The organism is uncultured Pseudacidovorax sp., assembly GCF_913773995.1.
Classification (GTDB): domain Bacteria; phylum Pseudomonadota; class Gammaproteobacteria; order Burkholderiales; family Burkholderiaceae_C; genus Xenophilus.
The window spans coordinates 35,686-50,694 of record NZ_CAJYES010000090.1; the positions used below are offsets into that span (position 1 = coordinate 35,686).

Below are 15,009 nucleotides of genomic sequence, written 5' to 3' on the forward strand. Positions count from 1 at the left end.
GCGGCTGGAAACCTGGAGAGACCGGAAGGAAATTCAATGTCCGAATCTTTTGCCGCCCTCTTTGAAGAGTCCCTGAAGCGTTCCGAAATGCGCGCGGGCGAAGTGATCACCGCCGAGGTGGTCCGCGTCGAGCACAACCACGTCGTGGTCAATGCCGGCCTGAAGTCCGAAGCCTACGTGCCGATCGACGAATTCAAGAACGACAAGGGCGAACTCGAAGTCCAGGCCGGCGACTTCGTCTCCGTGGCCATCGGCTCCGTCGAGAACGGCTACGGCGACACCATCCTCTCGCGCGACACGGCCAAGCGTCTGGCTTCGTGGCTGGCGCTCGAGAAGGCCCTGGAATCCGGTGAATTCGTCACCGGCACGACCAGCGGCAAGGTCAAGGGCGGCCTCACGGTGCTGGTCAACGGCATCCGCGCCTTCCTGCCGGGCTCGCTGATCGACACCCGTCCGATCAAGGACCTGACTCCCTTCGAAAACAAGACGATGGAGTTCAAGGTCATCAAGCTCGACCGCAAGCGCAACAACGTCGTGCTGTCGCGCCGTGCCGTGGTCGAGGCCTCGATGGGCGAAGAGCGCGCCAAGCTGATGGAGACGCTGAAGGAAGGCGCCATCGTCCGCGGCGTGGTCAAGAACATCACCGAATACGGTGCCTTCGTCGACCTCGGCGGCATCGACGGCCTGCTGCACATCACCGACATGGCCTGGCGCCGTGTCCGCCACCCGAGCGAAGTCGTTCAGGCCGGCCAGGAAATCACCGCCAAGATCCTCAAGTTCGACACCGAGAAGAACCGCGTCTCGCTGGGCCTCAAGCAGATGGGCGACGACCCGTGGCTGGGCGTGTCGCGCCGCTACCCGCAAGGCACGCGCCTGTTCGGCAAGGTCACGAACATCGCCGACTACGGCGCGTTTGTCGAACTCGAGCCGGGCATCGAAGGCCTGGTGCACGTGTCCGAGATGGACTGGACCAACAAGAACGTGGCCCCCAACAAGATCGTCTCCATGGGCGACGAAGTGGAAGTCATGGTCCTGGAAATCGACGAGGACAAGCGCCGCATCAGCCTGGGCATGAAGCAGTGCAAGGCCAACCCGTGGCAAGAGTTCGCGCAAAACACCAAGCGCGGCGACCGCGTCAAGGGCCCGATCAAGTCGATCACCGACTTCGGCGTGTTCGTGGGCCTGGCTGCCGGCATCGACGGCCTGGTGCACCTGTCCGACCTGTCGTGGAACGAAGCCGGCGAGACCGCCGTTCGCAACTACAAGAAGGGCCAGGAAGTCGAAGCCATCGTGCTGGCCGTCGATGTGGACCGCGAGCGCATCAGCCTGGGCATCAAGCAGCTGGACGGCGACCCGTTCACCACCTTCTCGTCCGTCAATGACAAGGGCCAGATCGTGACCGGCAAGGTCAAGACCGTGGACGCCCGTGGCGCCGAGATCGACCTGGGCGGCGACGTCGTCGGCTACCTGCGCGCTTCGGAAATCTCCCGCGACCGCGTGGAAGATGCCCGCAACGTGCTCAAGGAAGGCGACGAAGTCACGGCCGTGGTCACCAACGTGGACCGCAAGAACCGCAGCATCCAGCTGTCGATCCGCCAGAAGGACATGGTCGACCAGCAGGAAGCCATGGCCAGCCTGAACCAGCAGTCGGCCCGCGAGAACGCCGGCACCACCAGCCTGGGCGCCCTGCTGCGCGCCAAGCTGGACGGCAGCGACAAGTAATCGACCCGGATCGCGGCACGCCGAGGGTGGGCAATCACCCTCGGCGGTCGTGTGCCAGCAATGACACGTTCCGATCTGGTCGAAGAACTCGCCGCCCGCTTTGCGCAGCTAACGCACCGCGACGCCGAACAGGCCGTCAAGACCATTCTTGACGCCATGAGCGACGCGCTGGTGCGTGGGCATCGCATCGAGATCCGCGGCTTCGGCAGCTTTTCGGTGAGCCGCAGGCCGCCGCGCCTGGGCCGCAATCCGCGCTCGGGCGAAAGCGTGCAGATCCCCGAAAAACGCGTGCCGCACTTCAAGCCGGGCAAGGCCCTGCGCGAAGCCGTGGACCGTTCGAGCGAGGCATGAGTCAGGCCCCGGCCATTCGTCCATCTTCTGGCCGGATGCCCCTGGGGCCTCCTACTTAGAATCGTCCCGCCACCGGGACCTGCATGACAAGACAACGCCTTCACGCTGCGCGCTCCGCGTGGTCGCTGCGCCCTTCGGGGACTGCGGCGCACATCGGAGCGGCACGGCGATGAAATACCTCCTGTGGCTGCTCAAGGCAGCCATTTTTTTTACCCTGTTCGCCTTCGCGCTGAACAACCAGCACGAGGCCACCGTGCACTTCTTCTTCGGCACCTCCTGGCGCGGGCCGCTGGTGCTCGTGGTGCTCGCGGCCTTCGCTGCGGGCCTGGTGGTCGGTGCGCTCGGCATGCTGCCCGGCTGGTGGCGCCATCGCTCGGCAGCCGCTGCGTTGCGCCAGCCGACGGCCCCCTCGGAAGATGTGGCAGATGCGCCGCTGACCCCGCCCCCCGTGGCGGAACCTTCCCACGCCCGACGCCATGGACTTTGACCTGAGCTGGCTGCTGCTGGGCCTGCCGCTGGCCTTCGTGCTGGGCTGGCTGGCCTCGCGCCTGGACCTGCGCCAACTGCGCTTCGAAAACCGGCAGGCGCCCAAGGCCTACTTCCGCGGCCTGAACTTCCTGCTCAACGAGCAGCAGGACCAGGCCATCGACGCCTTCATCGAGGCTGTCCAGAACGACCCGGACACCCAGGAACTGCACTTTGCCCTCGGCAACCTGTTCCGCCGCCGCGGCGAGTACCAGCGCGCCGTGCGCGTGCACGAGCACCTGCTGTCGCGAGCAGATCTCAACCGCGCCGACCGCGACCGCGCCCAGCATGCGCTGGCGCAGGACTTCCTGAGCGCCGGCCTGCTCGATCGCGCCGAGACCGCATTGCAGAAGCTGGAAGGCACACGCTACGAAAACGAGGCGCGGCTGGCACTGCTCGCCATCTACGAACGATCACGCGAATGGGCGCAGGCCGAGGCCGTGGCCACCAAGCTCGACGCCTCCGACCAGGCCAGCTATGCCGCGCGCCGTGCGCACCATCTGTGCGAGCAGGCGGCGGAGCAGAGCGCCCGCGGCGATGCGGACGCGGCATTGCGCCTGCTGCAGCAGGCGGCGCAGCTCGCACCCGAGGCGCCCCGACCGGCCATCGACACCGCGGCGCTTCAACTGCGTCAGGGCCGGGCCATGGAAGCCTGGATCACGCTGTCGGAACTCAGCCGCACGGCGCCGCTGGCCCTGCCGCTCTATGCGGCAGCACTGCAGCAGGCGGCACAGGCGGCGGGCAAGCAGGCGGCGGCGGCCGACCTGCTGCGCGCGCGCTACGAGGCGGAGCCTTCCATCGATGTGCTCGAGGCCCTCATGGCGCTGGAGCCGACGGGCGGCGAAGCGCCGCGCGACCGCTATCTGGACCACCTCGCCCGCCAGCCGGGCTCGCTGCTCGCAGCCTCACGTTGGCTGGCAGGCGAAACCCTGCGCGACGATGCGCGCACGCACCCGCCCGTGCAACGCGCGCTGGACCAAGTGGCCCGCCCGCAGATGCGCTACCGCTGCGCTGCCTGCGGCTTCGAGGCGCACCAATACTTCTGGCATTGCCCGGGCTGCCAGGCCTGGGACAGCTATCCGCCGCGCCGAGTCGAGGAACTGTGACGCGCTTCACGCGCGCCGGAACTGGATGGATTGACAGCCTCCGGCCGCCTGAATTCTGATGGCTGTGCTGCGCGCAATGCGCGGCATATTCCAATCACATTCAGGAGGAAATTCATGATGATCAAGAAGCTCGCCGCCGCATTGGTGCTGGGCCTGTCGGCACTGGGCGCCTTCGCCGCCGTCGACGTCAACAAGGGCAGCGCCGCTGAACTCGACGCGCTGCCGGGCGTCGGTCCGGCGATGTCGCAGCGCATCGTCGATGCGCGCAAGCAAGGCGAGTTCAAGGACTGGCCGGACCTCATGGCCCGCGTGAAGGGCATCAAGGCCAAGTCCGCCGCCAAGCTGTCGGCGGCTGGCATGACGGTGGGCGGCAAGCCCTTCGATGGTGCCAATGCCCCCGCCAAGGAAGCCGCCGGCAAGAAGAAATAAAGCCGACGCCAGCAAGCCAGGGCCGCCTTCCGGCGGCCTTGTCGTTTCCGCGGCCGCAGACGGCCAGACAAACCCCCAGCCGATGGCCTGATATTTGCACGTATCCTGGATTTCCAGATCTTCAACAACAGTCGGAGCGTTCATTCATGAAGTTCAAGTCCAGCCTTGCACTGGCCACAGTGGTTCTCGCGACCGCCGCGTCCGCCCAGGTCAAGTGGGATCTGCCCACGGCCTATCCGCCGAGCAACTTCCACACGGAGAACCTGGCCAAGTTCGCGGGCGAGGTGGACCAGGCCACCGGCGGCAAGCTCAAGATCACCGTGCACTCCAACGCCTCGCTGTTCAAGGCGCCCGAGATCAAGCGCGCGGTGCAGGGCGGCCAGGCGCAGATGGGCGAGATCCTGCTGGTGAACTTCCAGAACGAATGGCAGGTCTTCGGCGTGGATGGCATCCCCTTCCTGGCCGACAGCTACGACGCCGCCTGGAAGCTGTACCAGGCGCAGAAGCCGGTGCTCTCCAAGAAGCTCGCGGAACAGGGCATCGTGCTGCTCTACACCGTGCCCTGGCCGCCGCAGGGCATCTTCATCAACAAGCCCATCGCCTCGGCCGCCGATCTCAAGGGCGTGAAGTGGCGCGCCTACAGCCCGGCCACCGCGCGCATCGCGGAGCTGGTGGGCGCCCAGCCGGTGACGGTGCAGCAGGCCGAGCTGTCGCAGGCCATGGCCACGGGCGTGGTGGAGTCGTACATGTCCTCAGGCTCCACGGGCTACGACACCAAGACCTACGAGTACATCAAGAACTTCTACGACACGCAGGCCTGGCTGCCCAAGAACGCGGTATTGGTGAACAAGAAGGCCTTCGATGCGCTGGACAAGCCGAGCCAGGACGCAGTACTCAAGGCCGGCGCCGACGCGGAGAAACGCGGCTGGGAGGTCTCCAAGGCCAAGACGCAGGAATACCTCGACCTGCTCAAGAAGAACGGCATGGCCATCCACGTACCCTCCGCCCAGCTCAAGGCCGACATGAAGAAGGTCGGCGACACGATGATCAAGGAGTGGTCGGAAAAAGCCGGGGCGGACGGCCAGGCCGTCCTCGACGCCTACCGCAAGATGTGAAGCCTGGCGCCGGCGATGCGAAAGGCCCTGGACGCCCTCTACGACGCCGCCGCCGGTCTGGCGGCGCTTTCCATGGTGGGCCTGCTGCTCGCGGTGCTCACCTCCATCCTTGCCCGGCAGCTGCACTTCAACGTGCCGGGCATCGACGCCTACGCCGGCTATCTCATGGCCGGCACCGGCTTCCTGGCGCTGGCCCACACGCTGAAGAAAGGCGAGCACATCCGCGTGACGCTCGTGCTGACTGCGCTGGGCATCACGCCGCGGCGCTGGCTGGAGCGGTGGGCGGCACTGGCCAGCGCGGCGCTCGCCGCCCTCTTCGCCTTCTACAGCGTGCGGCTGGCCCTTCAGTCGTACGAGTTCAACGACATGTCCACCTCGAACGACGCCACGCCGCTGTGGCTGCCGCAGCTGTCGATGGCGATCGGCACCGTCACCTTCGCCATCGCGGCGCTCGACGAATGCGTGCTGGAATGGCGCGGCCGCGTGCGCGCGACCGACGGGGAGATGCTGCGCCATGAGTGATCTCGGCATTGCCGGACTGCTGATCCTGGCGCTGTTCCTCATCCTGGGCAGCAGTGTCTGGATCGGGCTCACGCTCTCGGGCGTGGCCTGGATCGCCATGCAGCTGTTTACCTCCAGGCCGGCCGGAGACGCCATGGCCGTGACGATCTGGGGCTCTGCGTCGAGCTGGACGCTCACCGCGCTGCCGCTGTTCGTCTGGATGGGCGAGATCCTCTTCCGCACGCGACTGTCGCAGGACATGTTCAAGGGCCTGTCGCCGTGGATGCAGCGCCTGCCGGGCCGGCTGCTGCACACCAACGTGGTGGGCTGCGCGATCTTCGCGGCCGTCTCGGGCTCCAGCGCCGCCACCTGCGCCACCATCGGCAAGATGACCCTGCCGGAGCTGGGCCGCCGCGGCTACCCGCAGGACATGGTCATCGGCACGCTCGCCGGCGCCGGCACGCTGGGGCTGCTGATCCCGCCTTCGATCATCATGATCGTCTACGGGGTGGCGGCGGATGTGTCGATCGCCCGCCTGTTCATCGCCGGCGTCGTACCGGGCGTGCTGCTGGCGCTGCTGTTTTCGGGCTACATCGCGGTCTGGGCCCTGCTGCATCCGGACCAGGTGCCCGCGCCAGACGGCCGGATGCGCTTCGCCGAGAAGCTGGCTGCATCGCGCAGCCTGATCCCGGTGACGCTGCTCATCCTTGCCGTGCTGGGCTCGATCTACGCGGGCATCGCCACCGCGACCGAGGCGGCCGCCGTCGGCGTGGTGGGCGCGCTGGCCATCTCCGCCGCCCAGGGCTCGCTCAGCTGGCGGACCTTCAGGGATTCGCTGCTGGGCGCGACCCGCCTGTACTGCATGATGGCGCTGATCCTGGCCGGTGCCGCCTTCCTGACGCTGGCCATGGGCTACGTGGGCCTGCCGCGCCACCTGGCGGAATGGATCGGCTCGCTCGGCCTCAGCCGCTTCCAGCTGGTGCTGATGCTGGCCGTGTTCTATATCGTGCTCGGCTGCTTCCTCGACGGCATCTCGATGGTGGTGCTGACCATGGGCGTGATCATGCCCACGGTGACGGCGGCCGGCATCGATCCGATCTGGTTCGGCATCTTCATCGTGCTGGTGGTGGAGATGGCGCAGATCACGCCGCCGGTGGGCTTCAATCTGTTCGTGCTGCAGGGCATGACCGGCAGGGACCTGCTCTACATCGCGCGCGTCACCCTGCCGATGTTCCTGCTCATGGTGCTGGCGGTGTTCATCATCTATGCCCTCCCGGCGCTGGTCACCTGGCTGCCTCGCCAGATGTAGATCGGGCCGGCGGATGGAGCGCCTGTTGCGACTTCGCCGCAGCATGCGCCGACCGCCTTGATGGCACGCCATGCTTGGACTACGCGCGTTCGCTGATCAACGAGCCCTACTACGACGCCGCCCGCAAGGCCTACGAGCGCCAACCGTTCAACGCAGCCGACATCCCCAGCGAGCTGCACAAGCTGCTAAAGGCCGAGTACTTCGATCCGCACTACTTCGCGGACTCCGCCTTCGGCAAGCTCATCGCCGCCACGCAGTCGTACCGCTGGGTGATCAAGTCCCCGGTGCGCAACTACTACGGCGAAACCGACGAGGCGATCACAGTGGGCGTGGGCCGCATGGCCCAAACGTATGCGCAGGCGCTGGGCGCCGGCAATCCGATGGTCGAGGCCGTCTCCACCGGCAAGACCACGCACCGGGGCACCTTCGCCACGGCCGTGCCGCAGTGGAAGGCCTGGTTCGACAGCGGCCGCTGAGCCGGAAGGCCCGCAGAGTCCCGCCAGCCGGGCACCTGGAAAACAGGGCAGCCGTGAGGGCTGTCGGCGTCCTACGGCGACGCAGGGTTGTGTCCTCCAAAGACCGGCCGTCATGCAGAGGTTTTTGCAATGGAGGTGAGAAGGTCGGTCGATAGAATCGATTGAGATGCCCCTGGTCGCCCTCGTCCTCCTCCCCTTTCTGGCCAGTGCGCTGGCGGCCATGATGCCGTCCGGCGCCCGAAACCGAGGGGCGGCCATCGCGGGATTCACGGCCCTGGGCTGCGCGGTCTTCACTGCCTTGCAGTTCCCCGCCCTTGCGGCGGGCGAGGTGCTGCAGGAGGGCCACCGCTGGATACCCACCCTCGGCGTCGACCTGTCCTGGCGCATGGACGGTCTGGCCTGGCTGTTCTGCATGCTGGTGCTCGGCATCGGCGCGCTGGTGGTGCTCTACGGGCGCTACTACATGTCCTCCTCGGACCCGGTGCCCCGCTTCTTCGCCTTCTTCCTCGCTTTCATGGGCGCGATGGTGGGTGTGGTGCTGTCGGGCAACCTGATCCAGCTGGTGCTGTTCTGGGAGCTGACCAGCCTGTTTTCCTTTCTGCTGATCGGCTACTGGCATCACCGTCGCGACGCACGGCGCGGCGCCCGCATGGCGCTCACGGTGACAGGCGCCGGGGGCCTGTGCCTGCTGGCGGGGGTGCTGCTGCTGGGCCGGATCGCCGGCAGCTACGAACTGGACGTGGTGCTGAACTCGGGCGACGTGGTGCGGGCCGATCCGCTCTATCCCCTGGCGCTGGTGTTGCTGCTGCTGGGCGCCTTCACCAAGAGCGCGCAGTTTCCCTTCCACTTCTGGCTGCCGCGCGCCATGGCGGCGCCCACGCCGGTGTCGGCCTACCTGCATTCGGCCACCATGGTGAAGCTGGGTGTGTTCCTCATGGCGCGCCTGTGGCCGGTGCTGTCGGGCACCGACCTGTGGTTCTGGCTGGTGGGCGGTGCGGGCGCCGTCACGCTGCTGCTGGGTGGCTATGTCGCCATGTTCCAGCGCGACCTGAAGGCGCTGCTGGCCTACTCGACCATCTCGCACCTGGGCCTCATCACCCTGCTGCTGGGCATGAACAGCCCGCTGGCCGCCGTGGCGGCGGTCTTCCATGTGATGAACCATGCCACCTTCAAGGCGTCGCTGTTCATGGCCGCCGGCATCATCGACCACGAGACCGGCACCCGCGACATCGGCCGGCTGAGCGGGCTGCTCAAGTCCATGCCCATCACCGGAGCGCTGGCCATCATCGCCAGCGCCTCGATGGCCGGCGTGCCGCTGCTCAACGGCTTCCTGTCGAAGGAGATGTTCTTCGCCGAAACGGTGTTCCTGGACGGCGCGCCCTGGCTGGAGATCGCGCTGCCGGTGCTCGCCACCCTCGCCGGCGCCTTCAGCGTGGCCTATTCGGCACGCTTCGTCTTCGACGTCTTCTTCGGCCCGCGCTGCGACACCGAGGTGCCCAAGCCACCGCACGAGCCCCCGCACTGGATGCGGGTGCCGGTCGAGCTCCTTGTGCTGCTGTGCCTTGTCGTGGGCATCGTGCCGGCCTGGTCGGTGGGCGCCTTCCTGGCGACGGCCGCGGCGCCGGTGGTCGGCGGCACGCTGCCCGAATACAGCCTCGCGGTCTGGCACGGCTTCAACCTGCCCCTGGCCATGAGCGTCGTGGCGCTGGCGGGCGGCGCAGCCATCTACCTGATGCAGCGCCGCAGCCGTGCGCATGGCGGCCTGAACCGCACGCCGGTGATCTGGATGTTCGATGGCCAGCGCATCTTCGAGAACCTGCTGGCGCGCCTGTCCCAGCTCGGACGCAATGGCCGGCGCGTGCTCTCGACCAACCGGCTGCAGCCGCAGTTGCTCCTGCTGGTGATGGTGGCGGTGCTCGGCGCAGGCGCCTCGCTGTGGCTGGCACCGGCCGACACGGGCAGCCGCCAGCGCCTGCCGTTCTCGCCCATGTTCCTGATGACCTGGGTGATCGGCTGCACCTGCGCGGTGGCCGCCGCCTGGCAGGCCAAGTTCCACCGGCTGGCCTCGCTGATGCTGGCCTCGGGCGCGGGGCTGGTGAGCTGCATCACCTACATCTGGTTCTCGGCGCCCGACCTCGCGCTGACGCAACTGGTGGTCGAGACCGTGACCACCCTGCTCATCCTGCTGGGCCTGCGCTGGCTGCCGATGCGCAAGGCCGAAGTGCAGCGTCCGCAGGAGCGCCTGCGCCCCTGGGGCCGCCGCGGACGCGACCTGCTGGTGGCCGCCGTGGCCGGCTGCGGCATGGCGGCGCTGGCCTGGTACATGATGACCCGCCCCTTTCCGCAGAGCATCTCGCCCTTCTTCCTGGAACGCGCGCTGCCCGAGGGCGGCGGCACCAATGTGGTCAACGTGATGCTGGTCGACTTCCGCGGCTTCGACACCTTCGGCGAGATCACCGTGCTGGGCATCGTGGCGCTGACGGTCTATGCGCTGCTGCGCCGCTTCCGTCCCGCCGCCGAGGCGATGGCGCTGCCGCCGCAACAACAGGTACAGCAGGATCAGGGCGGGACCGACCTCGTCAATCCGCGCCGCGCCACGGACACGGCGATCGGCTACCTGATGGTGCCGGCCGTGCTGGTGCGCCTGCTGCTGCCGCTGGCGGCCATGGTGTCGGTGTACTTCTTCATGCGCGGCCACAACCAGCCGGGCGGCGGCTTCGTGGCCGGGCTGGTGATGTCGGCCGCGCTGATGCTGCAGTTCATCGTCTCGGGCGCGGCCTGGACGGAGGAGCACCTGCGCATCTATCCGCGGCGCTGGATCGCGCTGGGCCTGCTCATCGCATTGGCCACGGGGGCCGGCGCCATCGTGATGGGCTATCCCTTCCTGACGACGCACACCGCCCATTTCACGCTGCCGGTGCTGGGCGAGCTGCACGTGCCCAGCGCCATGTTCTTCGACATCGGCGTGTTCGCCCTGGTGCTCGGCGCCACGCTGCTGATCCTCACCGCCCTGGCGCACCAGTCCATCCGCAGCCACCGCTGGGCGGAGGAACAGGAAGAGAAGGCCGCCGCCAAGGCCGCACTGGAAGCCGCGAACGCCGAGGCGATCCGCATCACCGGCGGAGCGGTCTGACATGGAAGCCGTTCTCGCCATCGCCATCGGCGTGCTCACCGGGTCGGGCGTGTACCTGCTGGTGCGCCCCCGGACCTTCCAGGTGATCATGGGACTGACGCTCATCTCGTATGCCGTCAACCTGTTCATCTTCAGCATGGGCAGGCTCAAGGTGGACAGCGAGCCGGTGCTGCGCAAGGGCGTGGAGGCCACGCTGCAGAACACGGCCGACCCCATGCCCCAGGCCCTGGTGCTGACCGCCATCGTGATCGGCTTCGCGATGACGGCGCTCTTCCTGGTGGTGATGCTGGCCTCGCGCGGCATCTCGGACACCGACCATGTGGACGGCCAGGAGCGGGAGGAGACATGAGCAACGAAATCCTCTCGCTGCTCGACCGGCTGCTCGACGCCACCATGCCGCACCTGGTGGCGGCGCCCATCCTGCTGCCGCTGCTCACCGCCGCGCTGATGCTGCTGATGGGCGAGCAGCGCCGGCGCGCCAAGTCCGCGCTGACCGTCATCTCCGGCCTGTTCGGCCTGCTGGTGGCGCTCGCGCTGCTGCGCTGGGTGAACACGCCGGACACGGGTGGCGGCCCGGGCTCCATCGGCGTCTACCTGCCCGGCAATTGGGCCGCCCCCTTCGGCATCGTGCTGGTGGCCGACCGTCTCTCGTCCATGATGGTGGCGCTGACGGGCGTGGTGGCCTTCGCGGCCTCGATCTATTCCACCTCTCGCTGGGACCGCGCCGGCGTGCATTTCCACCCGCTGCTGCAGCTGCAGCTGATGGGCCTGAACGGTGCCTTCCTCACGGGCGACCTGTTCAACCTGTTCGTCTTCTTCGAGGTCATGCTGGCGGCGTCGTACGGGCTGCTGCTGCATGGCTCCGGCGCCCTGCGCGTGCGCGCAGGGCTGCACTACATCGCCATCAACCTGGCGGCCTCGTCGCTGTTCCTGATCGGCGCGGCCATGCTGTACGGCGTGACCGGCACGCTCAACCTGGCCGACCTCAGCCAGCGCATTGCCGAGGTGGCGCCGGCCGACCGCGGGCTGCTGCATGCCGGCGTGGCCATCCTGGCCGCCGCCTTCTTCGCCAAGGCCGGTGCCTGGCCGCTGAACTTCTGGCTGGTGCCCGGCTACAGCGCCGCGGTGTCCCCCGTGAGCGCCGTCTTCGCGCTGCTGACCAAGCTGGGCGTCTACGTGGTGCTGCGCACCTGGACACTGTTCTTCGGTCCCGACGCGGGTGACTCGGCGCTGTATGGCCAGCCGGTGATCATCGGCCTGGGGCTGGCCACGCTGACGGTGGGCTCGCTGGGTCTGCTCGGATCGCAGCGGCTGTCCAACCTGGCGAGCTTCGCCGTGCTGGTGTCGGCCGGCACGCTTCTGGCGGCCGTCGGGCTGGCGCAGGAAGGCGTCTGGGCCGGGGCGCTCTATTACCTGCTCGGCTCCACGCTGGCGGCCAGCGCCCTCTTCCTGCTCATCGACATGATCGAGCGCTGGCGCAACGCCGGCCACAGCATCGCGCCGCACGAATCGGCAGCGACCACGCCCTTCCTCACCGAGGACCTGCAGGCCCTGGACGACGTCAATCTCGACGACGAGGCGCAGGCGCTCTATGGCCGCGCCATTCCGGCGGGCGTGGCCTTCCTGGGTCTGGCCTTCGTCTGCTGCGTGCTGCTGCTGGCCGGCCTGCCGCCACTGCCCGGCTTCATCGGCAAGTTCGCGATGCTCTCGGGCCTGCTGGACGCGCAGCAGGTCAGCCGCTGGGGCTGGGTCTTCATGGGGCTGCTGCTGCTCTCGGGCTTTCTGACCCTGGTGGCCTTCTCGCGCAGCGGCATCCGGCATTTCTGGACCCACACGCAAGGTTCGCTGCCGGCGCTGCGAGCGCTGGAGGTGCTGCCGGTGGCCGGCCTGCTGGCCGCCTGCATGGCACTGGCCGTGGGCGCCGGGCCGGTGTTGCTGCATGCCCAGGCCACCGCCGCCAACTTGGCCGACACCCGCGACTACCGTGCAGCGGTGTTCGCGGCGACCCAGAAGGCTGGTCCCACGACAGCCAAGCGGGCGGAGGTCCGGCCATGATGCGGCGCCTGATTCCCTCGCCCCCGCTCACCATCGCGCTCTGGGTGGTGTGGCTGTTGCTGAACCAGTCGCTGCATCCGGCCACCATGCTGCTGGGCGCGCTGCTGGCGGTCGTGGTGCCCCTGCTCACCAAGGGCCTGCGACCGGCCACGGTGCGCATGCGCCGCCCGCTGGCGGCGCTGCGCCTCCTGCGCCTGGTGATGGCCGACCTGCTGGTGTCGGCACTCGGCGTCGCGCGCGCCCTGCTCACCCGCCGGACGCCGCAGATCCACTCGGCCTTCGTGCGCGTGCCGCTGGATCTGCGCGATCCCAACGGGCTGGCCGTCCTGGCGATGATCCTGTGTCTCACGCCCGGCACGGCCTGGGCCGAGCTGGCGGTCGACCGCAGCCAGCTGCTGCTGCATGTCTTCGACGTGGACGACGAAAGCGACCTGATCGAGCGCATCAAGCTGCGCTACGAGACCGTGCTGATGGAGATCTTCGAGTCATGACGCCACTCTTGTTCTGGGCGCTCAAGGGCGCGCTGTTCCTCCTGGCTGTCGCCATGCTCTGCGCGCTGGCGCGGCTGCTGATGGGCCCGACGGCGCAGGACCGGGTGATGGCGCTCGACTGCCTCTACATCAACGGCATGCTGATGATGCTGACGCTGGGCATCGTCTATTCGAGCGCCGTCTACTTCGAGGCGGCGATGCTGATCGCGCTGTTCGGTTTTGTCGGTACCACGGCGCTGGCCAAGTTCCTGCTGCGCGGCGAGGTGATCGAATGAGCGGCACGCTGCCCTGGTGGTCCGAGGCGCTCACCGCCCTGCTGGTGCTGGTGGGCGCCGGCTTTGCCGCCATCGGCTCCTTCGGCCTGGTGCGCATGCCCAGCTTCTTCCGCCGCATCCACACGCCCACGCTGGGTGCCACGGCCGGGGTGTGGTCGGTCTCGCTGGCCACGGCGGTGTACTTCTCGGCCCAGGGCTCGAACCTCTTCCTGCACGCGGCGCTGATCGCGATGTTCGTGGCGCTGACGGCGCCGATCACCACCATCTTCCTCACACGCGCCGCGCTGTTCCGGGAGCGCCAGAAGGGGGGAGACGTGCCGCCGCCCGCCGCCACGCGCGGTGAAGACGACGGCCCGGTCACCGTCCAGCTCGACAAGACGCCGGACTGACCCGCGTCGGCGCCGGTGCGGCGCCACGCGTTGTGCAGACGCCTCGCCACCCTCCGCACTTGCGCGCCAGCCCGGCAAGCCCGCCTTGCGCGGCGGCGGCGAGTCCTTTAACGTCTTGTAACTTTCGTCAATCCCGGACACGTTCATGGTCGACAAGCGCCGTCTGCTCCATTCCTGCGCCGCCCTGGCGGCCAGCGCTTGCCTGCCGGCATGGGCGCAATCCGGCGGCTGGCCCACGCGTCCGCTGAAGCTGCTGGTGGGCTTTCCCCCCAATTCATCGCCGGACACGGCGGCACGCATCGTGGCGGAACCGCTGGCCCGGCTGCTCGGCCAGAGCGTCGGCGTGGAGAACAAGGCAGGCGCCAGCGGCAACATCGCGGCCAACGCCGTGGCCAAGGCCCGCGACGACCACACCTTCGGCGCACTGATCAACGGCAACCTCACCATCGCCCGGCTGCTGGACGCGGCCGTGCCCTTCGATCCTGAGACCGATTTCGCGCCGGTGGGCCTGATCGGCACCGCGCCGCTGGTGCTCGCCGCCATGGCGCAGGCCCAGGGCAACCGCCCTGAAGAGCTGCTGCTGTGGGCTCGCAACCTCGGCACCGATTCGCGCTATGGCACGCCCGGCAACGGCACCGTCGGCCATCTGGGCATGGAGCTGCTGAAGATGCGCACCAGCATCCGCGCGCAGCACCAGGGCTTCGCCGGTAATCCGCAGGTGATCGAGGCCATGCTCGCCAACCAGATCCAGCTGGCACTGCTGCCGCCGGGGCTGGCGCTGCCGCACATCCGCCAGGGTCGCCTCAAGGCCATCGGCATCACGGCGCCGGAGCGCAGCCCGCTCACGGGCGACATGCCCACGCTGCGCGAAGCCGATGTGCGCGGCGCCGACCTTGAAATCTGGACGGCGCTGGCCGCGCCGGCCAGCCAGTCGCCGGCCGCGATCGCACGGCTGAACGGCGCGCTGCAGACCGTGTTGCGCACCCCCGAGGTGAGCGAGGCCCTGCTCAAGGCCGGCTGGCAGGCCCGCGGCGGCACGCCCGAGGCGCTGGCCCGCCGCATCCGCAGCGACACCACCACGCTGGGTGGCGTGATCCTGATGCGGGGCATCAAGGCGGCCTGAGGCGGCCGG

16 protein-coding genes are annotated in these 15,009 nt (G+C 68.3%); all 16 read left to right on the forward strand.

Translation table 11 applies throughout. From position 1 onward, the window contains the following. Positions 1-12 precede the first annotated feature (12 nt). Positions 13-1,722: a 30S ribosomal protein S1 gene (gene rpsA, locus QZ772_RS07845; RefSeq protein ID WP_295524553.1), complete on the forward strand. Its 1,710-nt coding sequence runs from the start codon at positions 13-15 to the stop codon at positions 1,720-1,722. 60 nt (positions 1,723-1,782) lie between these two features. Then, the gene (locus tag QZ772_RS07850) at positions 1,783-2,073 is read left to right on the forward strand and encodes an integration host factor subunit beta (RefSeq protein ID WP_017761062.1); all 291 of its coding nucleotides are present in this window, start codon (positions 1,783-1,785) and stop codon (positions 2,071-2,073) included. 169 nt (positions 2,074-2,242) lie between these two features. Beyond that, complete coding sequence (locus tag QZ772_RS07855; protein ID WP_295524500.1) at positions 2,243-2,560, forward strand: lipopolysaccharide assembly LapA domain-containing protein; 318 nt, start codon at positions 2,243-2,245, stop codon at positions 2,558-2,560. Further along, a complete protein-coding gene (lapB, locus tag QZ772_RS07860) occupies positions 2,550-3,704 on the forward strand; it encodes a lipopolysaccharide assembly protein LapB (protein WP_295524502.1) in 1,155 nt (384 codons plus the stop codon). The genes QZ772_RS07855 and lapB overlap by 11 nt, the downstream gene beginning before the upstream one ends. Positions 3,705-3,818: 114 nt before the next feature. Beyond that, positions 3,819-4,133 carry a helix-hairpin-helix domain-containing protein gene (locus QZ772_RS07865; RefSeq protein WP_366510554.1) on the forward strand — a complete coding sequence of 105 codons (315 nt, stop codon included), beginning with the start codon at positions 3,819-3,821 and terminating at the stop codon, positions 4,131-4,133. A gap of 146 nt (positions 4,134-4,279) precedes the next feature. Then, a complete protein-coding gene (locus tag QZ772_RS07870) occupies positions 4,280-5,248 on the forward strand; it encodes a TRAP transporter substrate-binding protein (RefSeq protein ID WP_295524504.1) in 969 nt (322 codons plus the stop codon). Positions 5,249-5,263: 15 nt separating this feature from the next. After that, entirely contained in the window at positions 5,264-5,770 is a 507-nt protein-coding gene (locus tag QZ772_RS07875; protein ID WP_295524505.1) for a TRAP transporter small permease, read from the forward strand. After that, positions 5,763-7,058 carry a TRAP transporter large permease subunit gene (locus QZ772_RS07880; protein WP_295524506.1) on the forward strand — a complete coding sequence of 432 codons (1,296 nt, stop codon included), beginning with the start codon at positions 5,763-5,765 and terminating at the stop codon, positions 7,056-7,058. Before QZ772_RS07875 ends, QZ772_RS07880 begins: the two co-directional genes overlap by 8 nt. Positions 7,059-7,132: 74 nt before the next feature. Continuing rightward, positions 7,133-7,534 (forward strand): hypothetical protein, encoded by a 402-nt coding sequence (locus QZ772_RS07885; protein ID WP_295524507.1) that lies wholly within the window; start codon positions 7,133-7,135, stop codon positions 7,532-7,534. A gap of 166 nt (positions 7,535-7,700) precedes the next feature. Beyond that, a complete protein-coding gene (locus QZ772_RS07890) occupies positions 7,701-10,667 on the forward strand; it encodes a monovalent cation/H+ antiporter subunit A (protein ID WP_295524508.1) in 2,967 nt (988 codons plus the stop codon). A gap of 1 nt (position 10,668) precedes the next feature. Beyond that, complete coding sequence (locus QZ772_RS07895) at positions 10,669-11,016, forward strand: Na+/H+ antiporter subunit C (RefSeq protein WP_017761071.1); 348 nt, start codon at positions 10,669-10,671, stop codon at positions 11,014-11,016. After that, on the forward strand, positions 11,013-12,722 hold the full coding sequence (locus tag QZ772_RS07900; RefSeq protein WP_295524509.1) for a monovalent cation/H+ antiporter subunit D: 1,710 nt from the start codon (positions 11,013-11,015) through the stop codon (positions 12,720-12,722). Before QZ772_RS07895 ends, QZ772_RS07900 begins: the two co-directional genes overlap by 4 nt. Next, positions 12,722-13,213: a Na+/H+ antiporter subunit E gene (locus QZ772_RS07905; RefSeq protein ID WP_295524555.1), complete on the forward strand. Its 492-nt coding sequence runs from the start codon at positions 12,722-12,724 to the stop codon at positions 13,211-13,213. The genes QZ772_RS07900 and QZ772_RS07905 overlap by 1 nt, the downstream gene beginning before the upstream one ends. Next, positions 13,210-13,488, forward strand: a complete 279-nt coding sequence (locus tag QZ772_RS07910; RefSeq protein ID WP_294372460.1) for a K+/H+ antiporter subunit F — start codon at positions 13,210-13,212, stop codon at positions 13,486-13,488. Before QZ772_RS07905 ends, QZ772_RS07910 begins: the two co-directional genes overlap by 4 nt. Continuing rightward, complete coding sequence (gene mnhG, locus QZ772_RS07915) at positions 13,485-13,877, forward strand: monovalent cation/H(+) antiporter subunit G (RefSeq protein ID WP_295524510.1); 393 nt, start codon at positions 13,485-13,487, stop codon at positions 13,875-13,877. The genes QZ772_RS07910 and mnhG overlap by 4 nt, the downstream gene beginning before the upstream one ends. Before the next feature lie 145 nt (positions 13,878-14,022). Next, positions 14,023-15,000, forward strand: a complete 978-nt coding sequence (locus tag QZ772_RS07920) for a tripartite tricarboxylate transporter substrate binding protein (protein ID WP_295524511.1) — start codon at positions 14,023-14,025, stop codon at positions 14,998-15,000. Positions 15,001-15,009 lie beyond the last annotated feature (9 nt).